Source organism: Noviherbaspirillum autotrophicum (assembly GCF_000818395.1).
Taxonomy (GTDB): Bacteria; Pseudomonadota; Gammaproteobacteria; order Burkholderiales; family Burkholderiaceae_D; genus Noviherbaspirillum; species Noviherbaspirillum autotrophicum.
The window spans coordinates 4,698,340-4,715,534 of record NZ_JWJG01000028.1 but is presented as its reverse complement, the minus strand read 5'-3'; the positions used below and the strand labels follow the sequence as shown (position 1 = coordinate 4,715,534).

The following is a 17,195-nucleotide window of genomic DNA, read 5'->3' as shown; positions in this document are numbered from 1 at the left end:
AAGGACGAGAGGAATTCCGCGAGAGCGGTCGCGCAACTTTTACCCTGAATAACAAACCTTATGTCATCTCACTCCGAAGGTTCCACCAAAGCGATTTTTTACGCACTCGGCGCCAATGGCGGCATTGCGGTCGCCAAGTTCGGCGCCGCGCTCTACACCGGCTCCGGCGCCATGCTGGCCGAGGCGATCCACTCGCTGTCCGACTGCACCAACCAGGTCTTCCTGCTGATCGGCTTGAAGGAGTCGAAAAAGCCGGCCAATGAATTCCACCCGATGGGCTACGGCCGCGTCGTGTACTTCTGGGCGATGATGGTGGCGCTGCTGCTGTTCTTCCTGGGCGGCGCGTTTTCTGTGATCGAAGGGATCAGCCATTTTAGGCATCCGGAGCCGATCAGCAGTCCGGCCGTGGCGCTCCTGATCCTTGGCGTATCGGTCGTGCTGGAATCGTTTTCGCTGTATGGGGCAATGAAGGAAATCCGCAAGATTGCGCGCGGCAAGCCATTCATGCAGTGGTTCCGCGAGACGCGCCAGTCCGAGCTGATGGTGGTCGCCGGCGAAGACATCGCCGCACTGTGCGGTCTGGCACTCGCATTTGTCGCCGTGACGCTCGCGGTGGTCACGGGCAACCCGGTATGGGATGCCTTGGGGTCGATCGGCGTGGGCCTGCTGCTGATGGTGGTGGCGGTATTCATCACGCGCGAAGTGAAGGCGATGATCACCGGCGAGTCCGCTGCGCCCGAAGTGCATGCGGCCATCCAGGCGCATATCGAAGCGCGTCCTGAAGTCGAGCGCGTGATGAACCTGATCACGCTGCAATGGGGGGAGCAGCTGATGATCGCCGTGCAGGCGAAGATGCGGCCGCAGCAGTCCGACCGTGCGCTCGTTGATGCGATCAACGCGGTCGAGGAAAGCCTGCAGGCGCGCTGGCCGCAAGCGAAATGGTGCTTTTTCGAGCCGGATATCGAAGCGGGCAGGGACTGACGCGCCGCGTGCCGTGCGTGTGACGATTAGGGCTTGGTCACCTGGTTGCCGATCACGCCGCCGAGGGCAGCGCCTCCGATCGTGCCGGCAGTGCTGCCGTTGGTGACGGCGTTACCGGCGGCGCCTCCCAGTACGGCACCGCCGGCAGTGCCCAGGGTCTGACGGCTCGGGGTGCCACAGGCTGTCAGTGAAACGGCGAATGCGGCCATGCTTGCGATGGATATCAAGCGACGTGAAAACATATTCCCTCCGGATCAGTGAGAAATGACGACGCGCGCCGGTTGGCGCACGTTTCACGATGTGGATTGTTGTCATTTGACTGACTGTTACAGCATGAAGTTCCTCGGGGATATTTGTCGGACAGGATGTACAAGCGCTTTGGAAGCCACCAGGGCGCACAACGAAGACCGCGCCAAGGCCATGCCTTAACGCGAGGAAAGGGGCGCGTCAGCGCGCCTGAAATGACAAGCCCCGGCAGGAGCCGGGGCTGGATTGGGAAGGGGCTGTTACGCCGCTTTTTTCGCGACGGATTTTTTCGCCGCCGCCTTCTTCACGGCAGGCTTTTCCGCCGCCTTCTTTTCCGTCTTTGCCGGCGCGGCTTCATCTTCCTTGGCCGCCGCCTTGCCCTTGGCCGGTGCTTTGGCCTTGCGCTCCTCGAACTCGAAGCCGACCTTGCCGTTCTTGTCCTTCACCAGGAACGCCTTGAACGGGCGCCGGGTGCGCTGTGAAATGAACCCGGGCAGCAGGTCGGTCTTGCCTTCGTTGAGCAGCTTGGCCATCTGCTCCGGCACGATCTCCTGCTGCAGGATGATGCGGCCGCTGCGGAAGTCGCATGCCTTCGGCTTGGCGACCGTCTTTTCACAGACGTAGGCCAGGCCCATCTCGTACACGTTGCTGCCGCATTTCGGGCACGGGCCGAGCGGCGTATGTTCGGAAAAATCGACGCCTTCGCCTTCCTCGCCTTCGTCCTGATTCTGGCCGAAGTCGAATTCCAGCTTGCAGTTGTTGTTCTCTTCGTCGCGCACGATTTTCAGGATCGCCGCGAACGGCCGGCCCATCTTGGAGCGGAAGCCCTGCAGCGGGCCGATCTCGCGCTTGGCCAGAAGCTCTTCGACTTCCGCGATCTCGAACTGGCGCCCGCCGGGCACCTTCGTCATCGAAAATTCGCACTTGGTGCAGGCAAATCGCCGGTAGTTTTCCTTCACCACGCCGCCGCAATTGGGGCACGGCGTCTTCAGCGTCGCATAATCGCCGGGGATGGTGTCGTTGTTATATTCCTTGGCGCGCTTGACGATAATCTGCGTCATCTGCGCGATTTCGCGCATGAATTCCTCGCGGCTGATCTTGCCGCGCTCCATCTGCGACAGCTTGTATTCCCACTCGCCGGTCAATTCCGGCAAGGTCAGTTCATCGACACCCAGGCCGCGCAGCAAGGTCATCAGCTGGAACGCCTTTGCGGTCGGAATCAGTTCGCGGCCTTCGCGCAGCAGGTATTTTTCGTTCAACAAGCCTTCGATGATTGCCGCGCGCGTGGCTGGCGTACCCAGGCCCTTGCCCGCCATCGCCTCGCGCAGGTCTTCGTCGTCGACCAGCTTGCCGGCGCCTTCCATGGCCGACAGCAGCGTCGCTTCCGTATAGCGTGCCGGCGGTTTCGTCACCAGGCCATTGGCCGTGACCTTGTCGGTCTTGACCTGTTCGCCCTTGGCGACGGGCACCAGCGTGCCGGCGTTTTCCTTGTCTTCGTCGTTCGCCGCTTCCTTGCCGTAGATGGCCAGCCAGCCCGGATTGGTCATCACCTTGCCTTCGGTCTTGAAGGAGTGGCCCGACACGTCCGTAAAGCGCGTGGTGACCAGGTATTCCGCGGCGGGGAAGAACACGGCCATGAAGCGGCGCGTGACCATGTCGTACAGCTTCTGCTCCGGCTCGGACAGGCTTTTCGGCAGTTGCCCGGTCGGGATGATGGCGAAGTGGTCGCTGATCTTCTTGTTGTCGAAGATGCGCTTGTTCGGCTTGACCCAGTCGTTCTTCAGGATCTGCTTGGCGAACTGGTGATAGTTGTTGTTTTCCGCGATGACGTCTAGCGTCTGCTTGACCGTATGCAGATAGTCTTCCGGCAGATGACGCGAATCGGTACGCGGATAGGTAAGCACCTTGTGCTTTTCGTACAGCGCCTGCGCCAGCGCCAGCGTGTTTTTTGCCGAGAAGCCGAAGCGCGCGTTGGCTTCGCGCTGCAGGCTGGTCAAATCGAACAGTGCCGGCGCCAGTTGTGTGGCCGGCTTCGATTCTTCCGTGACGGTCCCCATCTTGCCGCGGCAAGCGGCGACGATCGATTCGGCGGCGGCCTTGCTCCACAGGCGTTCAGCCCTTTTCTCCGGATCGGTCTCGTCCTTTTTGAACTTGGTGTCGAGCCAGCGTCCTTCATAGATGCCGGCCGCGCACACGAATTCGGCACGCACTTCCCAGTAGTCGCGCGACACGAAGTTCTTGATCTTTTCCTCGCGCTCGACCACGATCGACAGCGTCGGCGTCTGCACCCGGCCGACGGTGGTGAGGTAAAAGCCGCCTTCCTTCGAGTTAAACGCCGTCATGGCCCGCGTGCCGTTGATGCCGATTAGCCAGTCCGCTTCGCTGCGGCAGCGGGCGGCGTCGGCCAGCGGCAGCATGTCGCGGTCTTCGCGCAGGCGTGCAAAGCCGTCACGGATCGCACCGGGCGTCATCGACTGCAGCCACAAGCGCTTGATCGGTTGCTTGGCTTTCGCATATTGCACGATCAGGCGGAAAATCAGTTCACCCTCGCGGCCCGCGTCGCATGCGTTGATGAGAGCGGTAACGTCCTTGCGCTTTAACAGCTTGGTCAGCACCTTCAGGCGCGATTCCGTTTTTGCGATCGGGTTCAGCGCAAAGTGCGGCGGGATCATGGGCAAATGCGTGAAAGTCCATTTGCCGCGTTTGACGTCGTATTCTTCCGGCACGGCGATTTCGACCAGGTGGCCGACGGCGGAGGACAGCACGTACTCGTCGGATTCGAAATACTCATCGTGCTTGGTAAAGCCGCCGAGCGCCTTCGCGATATCGTTCGCGACAGAGGGCTTCTCTGCGATGATGAGGGTCTTAGTCATAACGGTGTTCTCAAATGGGGGCAAACAGGCGCGCAATATAAAGTATGCAACCGAGCAAGGCATGAAATTGCTCAATTACAAGCCTCGCTAATATAGCAAGTATCTGGAACCCATCTTTCAAATATCAACGATGAGGCGGCAAGCTAGCGTAAGGCCGCAACATCATGCGACGGCCAAGTTTGCTGCAAGTTCACCAACATTTGTCGGATGACTTCGGTTTAGCGGCCAATGATAAGCGTGTTGCGACGGAATCCGCAAGCGAGGGGGAAAACTGGCAGGCAGGGAATGCTTGGCTGTTCGACAACAGCCAGGCAGGTTGCGGGATTAGTGCAGCAGGCGCGGTTCCGCGTCTTCGTCGTCTGAAAACAGTTCGTCGAAGATCAGGCCGTCCGGTTCCTTACCCTGGCTCCACAGGACCAGCAGTACGATGACTTTCAGCTTGTCGAGCGAAACTTGGCTCTCGCTGATGGCGAGGGCGCGTTCGATCACGATTTCGCGCTGGATCGGGTTGATGACCTTGGCCGATTCCAGGAATTGCAAAAAGCCGACGCCTTCGGTGCCGAGCACATCGAATTCCTGCTGCGCATAGATGCGCGTGCCAGAGGAAAACGCGGCTTGCTGCGGGAAACGGTCGGAATATTCGTTGGTGGCTTCAGCCAGGTCGGTCAACCAACCCAGCGCCTTGGAGATCTCTTCTTCCTCAAAACCGACGGCTGATAATTTTTTTACCAGAGCCTCCGAATCCGGACAGGCTTCAGGCCGGTAATAGGTTTCGTAGAGATAAACGAGAACGTCAAACATGATTCTACTGTAGCGTTAAGGCCGCCTTCAAACAAGCTGCGCGACGACCGGGTTGCGAATAACTGACACTCTCGTGATGTATCTTTTCTTGTCAATCAACACGAGTTTAATCAGGAAAAGATGTGCCAAGCCCAGCGACAGTACAAAATGGGATGAAGCCTTATGTAGAAGCATATCTCAAAACCAAAGATACGCACAATGTGAAATGTATCAGGATGTAGTGAGGCGTCTGAGCAGCCCGCCCGGCAGTACTTCGACGTAGCCGTCCAGTTCCAGCGTGAGCAATTCGGCATGCAATGCGGCGATGTCCAGCTCGCAACGCGCAGCGAGCGTGTCGAGATCGATAGGATCGTAGCCCATCGCATCCAGCGTGCGGGAAGCCATGCCTGCTGCGGCAGGCGCCGCCGCAGCAGGCGGGCATTGCGCCGGCCCGTGGTGCTTGAGTTCTTCGAGCACGTCTTGCGCCGACTCGACCAGCTTGGCGCCTTGCTTAATGAGCAGGTGACAGCCCTTGGACAAGGGCGAGTGGATCGAGCCCGGAATCGCAAACACGTCGCGCCCTTGTTCGGCAGCCATGCGCGCGGTGATCAGCGAGCCGGATTGCGCGGCCGCCTCGACCACGAGGACGCCTTGCGCCAGTCCGGAAATGATGCGATTGCGGCGCGGGAAGTTGGCTGACATGACCGGCGTGCCGAGCGCATACTCGCTGACGATGCAGCCGCCTTCGGCGATCATGTGCGCCAGTGCGCGGTTGCGGTTCGGATAGATGATGTTCGCGCCGGTGCCGATGACCGCGACTGTCGAACCGCAACCGCGCAGTCCGCCTTGATGCGCCGCTGCATCAATGCCGAGCGCCATGCCGGAGATGATGGTAAGGCCCGCCTGGCTCAGTGTTTCGGAAAATTTTTCTGCATTGCTGATGCCCTGCGCGGTGGCATTGCGGCTGCCGACCACGGCTAGCGCCGGGCTCGACAGCAATTCGATTCTTCCCTTGACGTACAGGATGCACGGCGGGTCGGCGATATCGAGCAAGGCTTTCGGGTAGTCGGTATCGGCCAGGGTCAACACCCGGTTGCCGGGTTGAGCGGCCCAGTCCAGCGTTCGGTCTGTCAGCGCTCTGGTTTCGTCCGCAAGCGGCGCGAGCAAGGCCTCGGCCACGCGCTCGGAAACCACTTCCCGCAATGCGGCATGGCTGGCTGTGAAAATGTTCTGCGGCAGGCCGAAGGCGGCGAGCAGCTTGCGCGCGGTCGCGCTGCCTACGCCCGGTGTGCGTTCCAGGCGCAGCCAGTGTGCGAAGTCATCGGCCCAATCGGCTGGCGTCATCCTGCTGCTTAGTCGGCGGCATCCGGATCCGGAGACTTTGCGATGTCGCCGATCTGCACGCTGTCGGCTACTTGCATGACCAGGCCGTAAGAAATGTTTTCGAATACGCGGAACACGAACAGGGTGCCGTACTGCGTGTCCGGGAGCTTGACTTGCTTCTTGCCGAGGGAACCGATGGACCACGAACTGTTGTCGGTCTTGTCCGTCACGACGCGGCCCAGCCGGTACAGTTCGAGCACGGTGCCCAGGTCGACGCCATCCTTTTGGCCGCGGTTGATGCTGACGATCTGGTTCTGGCCGGCTTGCGACACGCCGCCATAGATCGATACGATGCGGGCGTCGAGCGCTCTTTCGGGCGGGTGCGGCACGTAATTGAGAATCGGCGTGGGCGGCACCGGCAGCAGGCGGTCGCCGACACCCATTTCCTGCTTGACGCTGACCACCCGGAAGCCGTGCGCTTCGTCTGGAGTTTTCGCCGGGCGCTCAAGTTTCACCGTGCCGAGATAGGCAGCTTCATAAGCAATGACTGCGTTGGTCACGGGGTCTTTGAGCGGTGTGCCGGGGCGAAATACCTGGAACGAGGTGCCGCCTTTCAGGTCGCCGCGCACATAAGCGGTGTCGTTCTTGCCGAGGATGACGCGGCCTTCTTGGGTCGCCATGATGCGCGGCGTTTCGCTCAATCCCTTTTCTTCGACAACGAGCGGTTGCGACAGGAACGGTTCGATGACGCCCGATGGAATCGATGGCACGGCCAGCTTTCCCAATCCTTCGGTGCGGACTTGCGGTTCCAGGCGCAAGGTTGGAATGCCGCCGCCGGTATTCGTGTCGCCGGCCCCGGGCTTGTTCAGGCTCAGGCGCCCGGTTTTACGGTCGAAATAGACGATCTGGCCGGGATAGATCCAGTGGGGATTGCGGATATCCTCCTTATTCATGCCCCAGACCTGAGGCCAGCACCATGCGTGCTTGAGGAACTTGCCGGAAATGTCCCACAGCGTATCGCCACGCACCACCACATGCTGGTCCGGCGCGTTGGGCAAAAAGGCGCAGCGCGATCCATTCGCCGCTTCGTCGTTGGTGGCCGCCAAACCGTGGGCGGAGGCGAGAGCGAGAATGAGAGCGGCTGTGCTAAACTTTTTCATGATCTGTCCAGTGAGCGTGCGGCTGGTATTCAAATGATTCTTGGCGCCGCAGCGTATTGTCAGTGTGCAAAGAGTTGACAGCAAAAACTTGTCAAAGTGAATCAAATTCTGCACATAAATCTTTGAACTAGCAAGAGAAACGACACTCTTATCCTGTCGCATTGTTGTACAAAAGCCGTATGTCTTTATTAAATATCCTGCGTTATCCCGATCCGCGTTTGCATAAAGTGGCCAAGCCGGTCACAGTATTCGACGAGCGTTTGAAGAAGCTGGCAGCCGACATGGCCGAGACCATGTACGACGCCCCGGGCGTCGGCCTGGCCGCAACGCAGGTGGATGTGCATGAACAACTGGTGGTGATCGATACGTCGGAAACGCATGACGATCTGCGGGTATTTATTAACCCGGAAATCGTCTGGGCCAGCGAAGAAAAGCAGGTGTATGACGAAGGCTGCCTGTCGGTGCCCGGCATTTATGATGGCGTGGAGCGGCCGGCGCGGGTCAGGGTGCGGGCGCTCGGCCTTGACGGCAAGGCGTTCGAGCTGGAAGCCGACGGCTTGCTGGCGGTGTGCATTCAGCACGAAATGGATCACCTGAAAGGCAAGGTGTTCGTCGAATACCTGTCGCCCCTGAAGCGCAACCGGATCAAGACCAAGCTCCTGAAGGAAGAACGGGAAATGAGCCGCGACCGCAAGCGCACCGCCGAGGTCGCCACCCGTTGACGGTGCGCTAACGACGCCGCATCGATGGGGGTACAATCCACCCCCATGAAAATCATCTTCGCCGGTACCCCCGAATTTGCCGCAGTTGCGCTCCACGCGCTGCATGAAGCAGGCTTTGAAATCCCCCTCGTCCTGACCCAGCCCGACCGCCCGGCCGGCCGCGGCATGCAGTTGCAGGCTTCCCCCGTCAAGCAGTTCGCATTGGCGCACGACATTCCCGTGGCGCAGCCGGTGTCATTGCGGCTCGATGGCAAATATCCGGAAGTCGCACAGCAGGCGCATGCCTTGCTGCAGGCGACGCCGCACGATGTGATGGTCGTCGCCGCCTATGGCCTGATCCTGCCGCACAGCGTGCTCGACATACCCAGGTACGGCTGCATCAATATTCATGCATCGCTGCTGCCGCGCTGGCGCGGCGCAGCGCCGATTCACCGCGCCATCGAGGCTGGCGACACGGAAACCGGCGTGACCATCATGCAGATGGAAGAGGGGCTCGACACCGGGTCGATGCGCCTGATCGGGCGCGTGCCGATTGCAGCCGACGACACTACCGGCACCTTGCACGACAAGTTGGCCGAATTGGGGGGCAAATTGATTGTCGACGCACTGCACAAGCTAGAGCGCGGCGAATTGCCGTCAACGCCGCAGCACGACGCCGGCGCCAATTATGCCGCCAAGATCAGCAAGGAAGAGGCGGCGCTGGACTTTGCTCAACCGGCGCAGGTGCTGGCGCGCAAGATCCGCGCATTCAATCCCTTCCCGGGCGCATCTGCTGCATTTAATGGCGTGCCAATCAAGCTGTGGCGCACCGAGGTTGTTCCGGGAGCGCCAGGAAAGGCGCCTGGTCAAGTACTGGCCGCCACCGCGCAGGACGGCGTCGTCGTTGCGTGCGGCGAAGAGGCGCTGCGTCTGACCGAATTGCAAAAGCCAGGGGGCAAGCGTTTGCCCGTCGCTGAATTCCTCAAGGGATTCCCCATGGAAGGCCAGCGCTTCGATTGAATTCGCAAAGGTGTCGATGTAAGGTCTTTACTTGTTAAAACAATAGCAATTAATTTCTTTGGGGATACGGCGTCGCCACCGGCGCGCGCTAATCCAGCGCCGGGTGCTTTGCAAAAATCGGGGTGAACGCGATATCTGCTGACGCAAGACATTGATCTCCCGTATAATTTTCACAGCGCCGATTTGATTGAAAAGTCAAACCCAGCTTGCGGGCGCCGGGAGGCAGTCCTCCCACACAAATACAGCTAAAGCGGAACGCTTATGAACCCGGACCCGCTTTGTTGCCGTCCGGGTTTTTTGTTTTCTTGAGATACATAATGAAACGCGACGCCATTTCCTCTACCGAAGCGCTCTTGCGCGATTTGCTGGCCCAACGCATCCTGATTCTCGATGGCGCGATGGGCACCATGATTCAGCAATACAAGCTGACGGAAGAGGATTACCGCGGCGCGCGCTTTAAGGATTTCGCGGCGGACGGCGCCCCGGGAACGGGCAAGGAGTTGTTCGTCAAGGGTAATAACGAATTGCTGACGCTGACCCAGCCACAGATCATCAGCGAAATCCATGAAAAGTACCTCGCCGCCGGTGCCGACCTGATCGAAACGAATACCTTCGGTGCGACCAGCGTGGCGCAGGACGATTACCACATGGCGCACCTCGTGTACGAGATGAACGTGCAGGCTGCGAAACTCGCGCGCGCCGCCTGTGACAAGTATTCGACGCCGGACAAGCCGCGCTTCGTTGCCGGCGCGCTCGGGCCGACGCCGAAGACCGCGTCGATTTCTCCTGATGTGAACGACCCGGCGGCGCGCAACGTCACGTTCGACCAGCTTGTGGCCGCCTACTTGGAACAGACCCGTGCGCTGGTCGAAGGCGGCGCCGACGTGCTGCTGGTGGAAACCATTTTCGATACCTTGAACTGCAAGGCGGCATTGTTCGCCATCGATACCTTCTTCGAAGAATCCGGCAAGCACCTGCCAATCATGATTTCCGGCACGGTCACCGATGCCTCCGGCCGCATCCTGTCCGGCCAGACCGTGCAGGCATTCTGGCATTCGGTGCGTCACGCGAAGCCGCTCACGATCGGTCTGAACTGCGCCTTGGGCGCTGCGCTGATGCGCCCCTACGCGGAAGAGTTGTCGAAGATTGCCGACACCTTCGTCTGCGTCTATCCGAACGCCGGCCTGCCCAATCCGATGTCCGACACCGGCTTCGATGAGACGCCCGATGTGACTTCCTCCCTGCTGAAGGATTTCGCCGAGAGCGGGTTCGTGAATATCGCCGGCGGCTGCTGCGGCACCACGCCCGATCACATCAGGGCCATCGCCGAGGTGGTCGGCAAGATTGCGCCGCGCAAGGTGCCCGAGCTTGCGCCGTCGATGAAGCTGTCGGGGCTGGAGCCGTTTGTCGTCGACGAGAATTCGCTGTTCGTAAACGTCGGCGAGCGCACCAACGTGACCGGTTCCAAGGCGTTTGCGCGCATGATCTTGAACGAGCAGTACGATGAGGCGCTGTCGGTGGCGCGCCAGCAGGTTGAAAACGGCGCGCAGATCATCGACATCAACATGGACGAGGCGATGCTCGACTCGGTCGCGGCGATGACGCGCTTCCTCAATCTCATCGCTTCCGAGCCGGATATCGCGCGCGTGCCGATCATGATCGACTCGTCGAAATGGTCGGTGATCGAAGCCGGCCTGAAGTGCGTGCAGGGCAAGGCGGTGGTCAACTCGATCTCGATGAAGGAAGGCGAGGAGGAATTCCTGCGCCAGGCCAAGCTGTGCCGCCGCTACGGCGCCGCCGTGATCGTGATGGCGTTCGATGAAACCGGGCAGGCCGACACTTTCGAGCGCAAGACTGAAATCTGCGCACGCGCCTACAAGCTGCTGACCGAGAAGGTCGGGTTCCCGCCGGAAGACATCATTTTCGATCCGAACATTTTCGCGATCGCCACCGGCATCGAGGAACACAACAACTACGCGGTCGATTTCATCAACGCCACGCGCTGGATCCGTGAAAACCTGCCGCACGCGAAGATCAGCGGCGGCGTGTCGAATGTCTCCTTCTCCTTCCGTGGCAACGATCCGGCGCGCGAGGCGATTCACACCGTGTTCCTGTACCACGCGATCAAGGCCGGCCTGACCATGGGCATCGTCAACGCCGGCATGGTCGGCGTGTACGACGAGCTCGCGCCCGAGTTGCGCGAGCGCGTGGAAGACGTGGTGCTGAACCGCCGTCCGGATGCAACCGAGCGCATGATCGAATTCGCCGCGACCTTGAAAGCCGGCGGCAAGAAGGAAGAACAGAACCTCGAATGGCGCGCCGATCCGGTCGAGAAGCGTCTGGCGCACGCGCTGGTACACGGCATCACGCAATGGATCGTTGAAGATACCGAGGAAATGCGCGTCAAGGTGCTCGAATCCGGCGGCCGCCCGATCAACGTGATTGAGGGCCCGCTGATGGACGGCATGAACATCGTCGGCGACCTGTTCGGACAAGGGAAGATGTTCCTGCCGCAGGTGGTCAAGTCGGCGCGCGTAATGAAGCAGGCGGTGGCGCACCTGATCCCGTTCATCGAGGAAGAAAAGCGCCTGGAAGAAGCCAGGACCGGCATCGTCGCCAAGCCGAAGGGTAAGATCGTGATCGCCACCGTCAAGGGCGACGTGCACGACATCGGCAAGAATATCGTGTCGGTGGTCCTGCAGTGCAATAACTTCGAAGTGGTGAACATGGGCGTGATGGTGCCGTGCTCCGAGATTCTGGCCAAGGCGAAGGCGGAAAACGCCGACATCGTCGGGCTGTCCGGCCTAATCACACCGTCGTTGGAAGAGATGGCTCATGTGGCGAAGGAAATGCAGCGCGACCCACACTTCCGCATGCTCAAAATTCCGTTGCTGATCGGCGGCGCCACTACCAGCCGCGCGCATACCGCGGTCAAGATCGCGCCGAACTACGAAGGCCCGGTGGTATATGTGCCGGATGCGTCGCGCTCGGTGTCGGTGGCGCAGTCGCTCTTGACGCAGGAGCAGCGCGACCAGTACATCGAAGAGATCAAGACCGATTACGCGCGCATCCGCGAGCAGCATGCGAACAAGAAGACGGTGCCGCTGATTTCGCTGTCCGAGGCGCGCGCGAACAAGGCCAAGCTGGCGTTTACCGGAGACGCCGCACCGGTGAAGCCGAAGTTCATTGGCCGCCGCGTGTTCAAGAACGTCGATCTCGCCACCCTTGCCAATTACATCGACTGGGGCCCCTTCTTCCAGACCTGGGACCTGGCGGGCGCATTCCCGGCGATCCTGAAGGACGAAGTGGTCGGCGAAGCGGCGAGCAAGGTGTACGAGGAAGGGCAGGCGATGCTCAAGAAGGTGATCGAGGGGCGCTGGCTCACCGCCAACGGCGTCATCGCGCTGTTGCCGGCCAACACGGTCAACGACGACGACATCGAGATTTATACCGACGACACACGCACGCAAGTGGCATTCACTTACTACGGCACGCGCCAGCAGACGGCCAAGCCGGTGATCGACGGCGTGCAGCGCCCCAACCAGTGCCTGTCCGATTTCATCGCGCCGAAATCATCGGGCATTGCCGACTACATCGGCCTGTTCGCGGTCACCGCCGGCCTCGGTATCGAGAAGCATGAGAAGCGCTTCCTGGATGCCTATGACGACTACAGCAGCATCATGCTGAAGTCGCTTGCCGACCGCCTGGCCGAGGCATTTGCCGAGCATCTGCATGAGCGCGTGCGCAGGGAATTGTGGGGCTATGCGCCGGACGAGGCGCTCGACAGCGCAGCCCTGATCGGGGAGGCGTATCGCGGCATCCGCCCGGCGCCGGGTTATCCGGCCTGCCCGGAGCATACCGTGAAGGCCGACATGTTCAAGCTGCTGCACTGCGACGAGATCGGCATGCAGGTGACTGAATCGTTCGCGATGTTCCCCGGCGCGTCGGTGTCCGGCTTTTACTTCGCGCATCCGGCGTCGAAGTACTTCGTGGTCGGCAAGATCGGCGCGGACCAGGTGGCCGACATGGCAGCGCGGCGCGGTGTGCCGAAGGAAGATGTGGAGCGCTGGCTGGCGCCAAACTTGTAAATGAAAGGCAAGCCGCGGGAGCGGTACGCTCTCCGGCTATGCCGCGTTGCGCGCCACGATGTCGCCCCATTCGAAGGCGCTTAACTGCAGATCATTCAAGTCGTTGCTGGAAAGCCCGAGTTTGCCGACCAGATCTTCCAGCATCGATCCCGCCTCTTCGATGCGCTCCATGTGTTCGGCCAGCCGCAGCATGTCGCCGTAACGGCCCGTGCGGTGCAGCAGCGCGTCGCTGACCGCATCGACCACGGCGACCTGTTCCAGGATTTCCTGCATCGGCATGCTGAACAGGGTGTCCATCAGCGACATGATGCCGACGGTGAACGCCGTGTCGCCGATGTGACGCTGGTGCGGCTCGATCCGGTGCGCAATCAATTCCAGCAGCTTGCCGCGGGTTGCCGCCAGCGTCAGCAGCGGCGTCATGCTTTGCCCCTTCTTGCAGGGTTCGGCATACAGCATGATTTGCAGCCAGCGCTGCAACTGGTGGCGGCCCAGCACCAGCAACGCTTGGCTGACCGAATCGATGCGGTGCCGCACGCCGATGGCGGGTGCATTCACCAGGCGCAGCAAATTAAAGCACAGCGAGACATCCTGCTTGATGCTGTGTTCGATTTCACTGTTGTCCGCATCCGACGTGACCTGCGTCATCAGCTTCATGATGGCCAGCTGCGACGGCGACAGTTTTTTGCCGGAGAGGATGGCTGGCTTGGCGAAGTAATAGCCCTGGAAATAATCGAAGCCGAGTTCGAGGCAGGTGTCGAACTGTTCCCGATTCTCGACTTTTTCGGCCAGCAGCTTTTTCTTTGCGAGACGGAACTTCGGCGTCAGCTTTAGCAGCGCCGACAGCGGCATGTCGCGCAGGTCGATCTTGACGATGTCGGCCAGCGGCAGCAGCTTCTGCACATCCTCGTTATCGGTGATGACATCGTCCAGCGCAAAGCGAAAGCCTTGCTTCACCAGGAACTGGATGCGCTCGATGATTTCCGGCGTCGCCTTCGTCGTCTCGACGATTTCCAGCACCACTTTTTCCTTGGGCAGGAACTGGAAGATGTCGCTCATCAGGACCGCGGCATCCACGTTCAGGTAGCCGAGCGACTCGCCGATCACCTTTTCGATTCCCAGCTGCGAGGTATGCGCGATTACGGCTGCCGTTGCCGATAAATCACTGGTGACATTGGCGGCATTGGTGTCGGCGTTGCGAAACAGTAGCTCGTACGCGACCAGCGATTGACCGCGGTCGAGAATGGGCTGGCGCGCAAGGAAAAAATCCCGTACCCGTAATGGGCGGGGCGAAGCGTTGCCGGTCGTGGAAGTGGCATTCATTTCGACATTATTGTTATTGCCGTAATCAAGTGTGCGGAGCGCGGCTATCCAGTCAAGGCCTTCCAGCCTTTCGGATGTAGCCAAGTGCGCACAGGTCGTATGAGCGCGGACTGTGCGGCAGAGTGGGCAACAGGCGCCACGTTCGCCAGCAGTTCCTGCAACACATACGGCCTGTGCGCACTTCGTCGCTGCAGGCAGATGCAAAACTTCCGATGCTTCTTTGCCTATAATTTAACGCATTTTTGTTTCCTGGTGACAATTTTTTATTGTGCGGCGCATTAGCCTGCGCTTATTGTTCTATGCCACCGGCATTCCATCCACGAAAACCTTCAGCTCACCGGCAGTAAAGCGCGTCCAGTCCTCGTTCGTGGTCAGCGGCGCGGTGACAATGATGGCTACCCGGTCGTTCGGCGTGGTGACCGTGGAAAAGTCGACGCTCATGTCTTCATCCGACAGCTTGGCGGTGGAAAACGGGTGCTGGCGCACGATGTAGTGCAGATCCGTCGAGCAGTGGGCAAACAGCGCCGAGCCGTCCGATAGCATCATGTTGAAGGTGCCGTGTGCGGCGATGTCGCGGCACAGCTCGCGCAGCGCTGCCGTCAATGCGGGCTGTGCCGGAGGCGAGTCGCCGAAGCGCCGCCGCAATTCCTGCAGCAGGTAGCAGAAGGCCCATTCGCTGTCGGTGGTGCCCACGCGCCGGAATGCGCCATTGAGCGGCGGCGCAAAATCCTTCAGGTCGCCGTTATGCGCAAACACCCAGTAATGACCCCATAGCTCGCGCACGAAAGGATGGCAGTTTTCCAGCGCGATGCGGCCTTGCGTCGCCTTGCGAATATGCGCGATGACGTTCCTGGATTTGATCGGGTAGCGCTTGATGAGGTCGGCGATCGGCGAGGCGACCGCGGCTTCGTAATCGACGAAATGGCGCACTCCCTTGCCCTCGAAAAACGCGATCCCCCAGCCGTCGGCATGCACGTCGGTGCGGCCGCCGCGCGTGGCAAAGCCGGTAAAGCTGAACACGATGTCCGTCGGGACGTTGCAATTCATGCCGAGCAATTGGCACATGGTAGTGAGCGCAAACGATGATTCAATACGGTACCACGTCCGTCGCATAACGGGGGACGGATTGGTGCAACTGGATGGCGGGCCGCGCCCGTGTCAAGTTTCGGGGGCGAGCCAGGGATCGCTTTCCGGGCGGGGAAATTGGTGCGACATGAAATCGACAAAGCTGCGCACCTTGGCCGACAGCAGGCGCCGGCTCGGATAGACCATCACTACCGACAGGCTCTGGAGATGCTGGTCCGGCAGCAGCCGCACCAGCCGGCCGGCAGCCAGGTCGTCGCGCAGGGCAAACGATGGCCGCAGCACGACTCCCATCCCTTCCAGCGCGCACTGGCGCAGCAAGTCGCCATTGTTGGACACTACCTTGCAGTTGATCGGAATCTGGATCGTGGTGCCATCGGCCTGTTTGACCGGCCAGTGATGGCGTACCTGCTCGATGGAAAAATTCAGGCAGATATGACGGGATATGTCCTCCAGCTCGGTCGGCATGCCGTGCTGCTTTACATATTCCGGCGACGCGCACAGCACGACTTCGGTGACACCGAGCTGACGCGCAATCATGCTGGCATCGAATTTCTGGAAATCGATGAAAATGCCCACATCGAAGCCATCCTCGACCAGATCGACATTGCGATCCGACAGCGTCACATCCAGCACAACGTCAGGACAGAGCTTCGCGTATTCGCGCAGCAACCGCGCAAGATGGAGTTGCCCGAATCCGATTTGCGAGTAAATGCGCAGCGTGCCCGTGGGTTTCTTCGAATGTGCCGACGCAATCGCCTCCGCATCTTCGACCTCCTGCAGGATTTGCAGCACGCGCTCCAGATAGGCATGCCCGGTTTCCGTCAGCGACAGGCGGCGCGTGGTGCGATTGAGCAAGCGCGTGCCAAGGTGCTCTTCCAGATCAGCGACGTGGCGGGTGACCACGGCATTGGAGATGTCGAGCATCTGCGCGGCGCGCGCGAAGCTGCCTTGCTCAACCACCTTCGCGAACACGCGCATCGATTGCAATCTGTCCATGCCTGTAGCTTCCTTATTGTTTCAGGGGCGGAAATAGTGGATGCGATTATTCTGCGTTTTTTGCGAATGCGCAATCCAAGTACGGCTATGTACGATAAAGCACGGTCCAGCACGCAATCGATACAGCTTGTGACAGATCCTCAACCGCTGGCTTCGAGTGCTGCGCGATATATCAACCGAATCAACAGCTTATCCATTCGGGCATAGCTCTTGCCAAATAGGGGGGCGCAGGGATGACGGCGTGGCGCGGAAGCGCATCCGGGTGAAATCGCCTTCTTTGGATGCGAATGCATCTCCGCCTCTCCCTCGAAGCCATGCAGCGGACGGGGGGCATTCCCGTTGCGCCGCGCTGTTTTGCACTATCAGGGATTCATCTCCGGTTCCCCGTCATGATCTGCATACACAGGCATGGCGGGGTTTTTTTATGACGTCGCTTATGCGTGCAATGCCCGGCACGCGGCGGGCATTTCCGCCATCCGTGAGCAATGCAGGTGCTTCATTCGCGTTACGTTTTTTGACATTGCTCGCCGCCATGGCGGTTGGAGGGGCGGGGACGGTCGCATAAGGGTTAGCGGGCAGCCGGCGTTGCCGTCATGCCATGGCTGTCTGCATGTTCCGACT

General features: G+C 60.2%; 12 protein-coding genes. 4 read left to right on the top strand and 8 right to left on the bottom strand.

The window, feature by feature from the left end; all coding sequences use genetic code 11:
• Positions 1-60 precede the first annotated feature (60 nt).
• Positions 61-981, top strand: coding sequence for a cation diffusion facilitator family transporter (locus TSA66_RS23170; protein WP_040041721.1), 921 nt, complete (start codon positions 61-63; stop codon positions 979-981).
• A 26-nt stretch (positions 982-1,007) separates the two neighbouring features.
• Here TSA66_RS23170 and TSA66_RS23165 read toward each other — a convergent pair whose 3' ends face one another.
• From TSA66_RS23165 to TSA66_RS23145, 5 genes are all read right to left on the bottom strand, one after another.
• Entirely contained in the window at positions 1,008-1,223 is a 216-nt protein-coding gene (locus TSA66_RS23165) for a glycine zipper 2TM domain-containing protein (RefSeq protein WP_040041720.1), read from the bottom strand.
• Between the two features lie 264 nt (positions 1,224-1,487).
• The gene (locus TSA66_RS23160; protein WP_040041719.1) at positions 1,488-4,100 is read right to left on the bottom strand and encodes a DNA topoisomerase III; all 2,613 of its coding nucleotides are present in this window, start codon (positions 4,098-4,100) and stop codon (positions 1,488-1,490) included.
• 324 nt (positions 4,101-4,424) lie between these two features.
• On the bottom strand, positions 4,425-4,901 hold the full coding sequence (locus TSA66_RS23155) for a DUF494 family protein (protein WP_040041718.1): 477 nt from the start codon (positions 4,899-4,901) through the stop codon (positions 4,425-4,427).
• A 210-nt stretch (positions 4,902-5,111) separates the two neighbouring features.
• On the bottom strand, positions 5,112-6,224 hold the full coding sequence (gene dprA / locus TSA66_RS23150; protein WP_040041717.1) for a DNA-processing protein DprA: 1,113 nt from the start codon (positions 6,222-6,224) through the stop codon (positions 5,112-5,114).
• Positions 6,225-6,232: 8 nt separating this feature from the next.
• Positions 6,233-7,363 carry a LysM peptidoglycan-binding domain-containing protein gene (locus tag TSA66_RS23145; RefSeq protein WP_040042912.1) on the bottom strand — a complete coding sequence of 377 codons (1,131 nt, stop codon included), beginning with the start codon at positions 7,361-7,363 and terminating at the stop codon, positions 6,233-6,235.
• Positions 7,364-7,542: 179 nt separating this feature from the next.
• Here TSA66_RS23145 and def point away from each other — a divergent pair, with 179 nt between their 5' ends.
• From def to metH, 3 genes are all read left to right on the top strand, one after another.
• Positions 7,543-8,085, top strand: coding sequence for a peptide deformylase (gene def, locus TSA66_RS23140; RefSeq protein WP_040041716.1), 543 nt, complete (start codon positions 7,543-7,545; stop codon positions 8,083-8,085).
• A gap of 45 nt (positions 8,086-8,130) precedes the next feature.
• A complete protein-coding gene (fmt, locus tag TSA66_RS23135; protein ID WP_040041715.1) occupies positions 8,131-9,084 on the top strand; it encodes a methionyl-tRNA formyltransferase in 954 nt (317 codons plus the stop codon).
• A 317-nt stretch (positions 9,085-9,401) separates the two neighbouring features.
• Positions 9,402-13,172, top strand: coding sequence for a methionine synthase (metH, locus tag TSA66_RS23130; RefSeq protein WP_040041714.1), 3,771 nt, complete (start codon positions 9,402-9,404; stop codon positions 13,170-13,172).
• Positions 13,173-13,208: 36 nt separating this feature from the next.
• Here metH and TSA66_RS23125 read toward each other — a convergent pair whose 3' ends face one another.
• From TSA66_RS23125 to TSA66_RS23115, 3 genes are all read right to left on the bottom strand, one after another.
• On the bottom strand, positions 13,209-14,492 hold the full coding sequence (locus tag TSA66_RS23125) for an EAL and HDOD domain-containing protein (protein WP_040041713.1): 1,284 nt from the start codon (positions 14,490-14,492) through the stop codon (positions 13,209-13,211).
• 297 nt (positions 14,493-14,789) lie between these two features.
• The gene (locus tag TSA66_RS23120) at positions 14,790-15,557 is read right to left on the bottom strand and encodes a class II glutamine amidotransferase (protein ID WP_040041712.1); all 768 of its coding nucleotides are present in this window, start codon (positions 15,555-15,557) and stop codon (positions 14,790-14,792) included.
• 93 nt (positions 15,558-15,650) lie between these two features.
• Complete coding sequence (locus TSA66_RS23115; RefSeq protein WP_040041711.1) at positions 15,651-16,574, bottom strand: LysR family transcriptional regulator; 924 nt, start codon at positions 16,572-16,574, stop codon at positions 15,651-15,653.
• Positions 16,575-17,195: the final 621 nt, after the last annotated feature.

Bases quoted from the DNA above. Each gene is read 5' to 3' on its own strand.
- def (WP_040041716.1), top strand. From the start codon at position 7,543: ATGTCTTTATTAAATATCCTGCGTTATCCCGATCCGCGTTTGCATAAA.
- fmt (WP_040041715.1), top strand. From the start codon at position 8,131: ATGAAAATCATCTTCGCCGGTACCCCCGAATTTGCCGCAGTTGCGCTC.
- TSA66_RS23145 (WP_040042912.1), bottom strand. From the start codon at position 7,363: ATGAAAAAGTTTAGCACAGCCGCTCTCATTCTCGCTCTCGCCTCCGCC.
- TSA66_RS23170 (WP_040041721.1), top strand. From the start codon at position 61: ATGTCATCTCACTCCGAAGGTTCCACCAAAGCGATTTTTTACGCACTC.
- TSA66_RS23160 (WP_040041719.1), bottom strand. From the start codon at position 4,100: ATGACTAAGACCCTCATCATCGCAGAGAAGCCCTCTGTCGCGAACGAT.
- TSA66_RS23125 (WP_040041713.1), bottom strand. From the start codon at position 14,492: ATGAATGCCACTTCCACGACCGGCAACGCTTCGCCCCGCCCATTACGG.
- TSA66_RS23115 (WP_040041711.1), bottom strand. From the start codon at position 16,574: ATGGACAGATTGCAATCGATGCGCGTGTTCGCGAAGGTGGTTGAGCAA.
- metH (WP_040041714.1), top strand. From the start codon at position 9,402: ATGAAACGCGACGCCATTTCCTCTACCGAAGCGCTCTTGCGCGATTTG.
- TSA66_RS23120 (WP_040041712.1), bottom strand. From the start codon at position 15,557: ATGTGCCAATTGCTCGGCATGAATTGCAACGTCCCGACGGACATCGTG.
- TSA66_RS23165 (WP_040041720.1), bottom strand. From the start codon at position 1,223: ATGTTTTCACGTCGCTTGATATCCATCGCAAGCATGGCCGCATTCGCC.
- TSA66_RS23155 (WP_040041718.1), bottom strand. From the start codon at position 4,901: ATGTTTGACGTTCTCGTTTATCTCTACGAAACCTATTACCGGCCTGAA.
- dprA (WP_040041717.1), bottom strand. From the start codon at position 6,224: ATGACGCCAGCCGATTGGGCCGATGACTTCGCACACTGGCTGCGCCTG.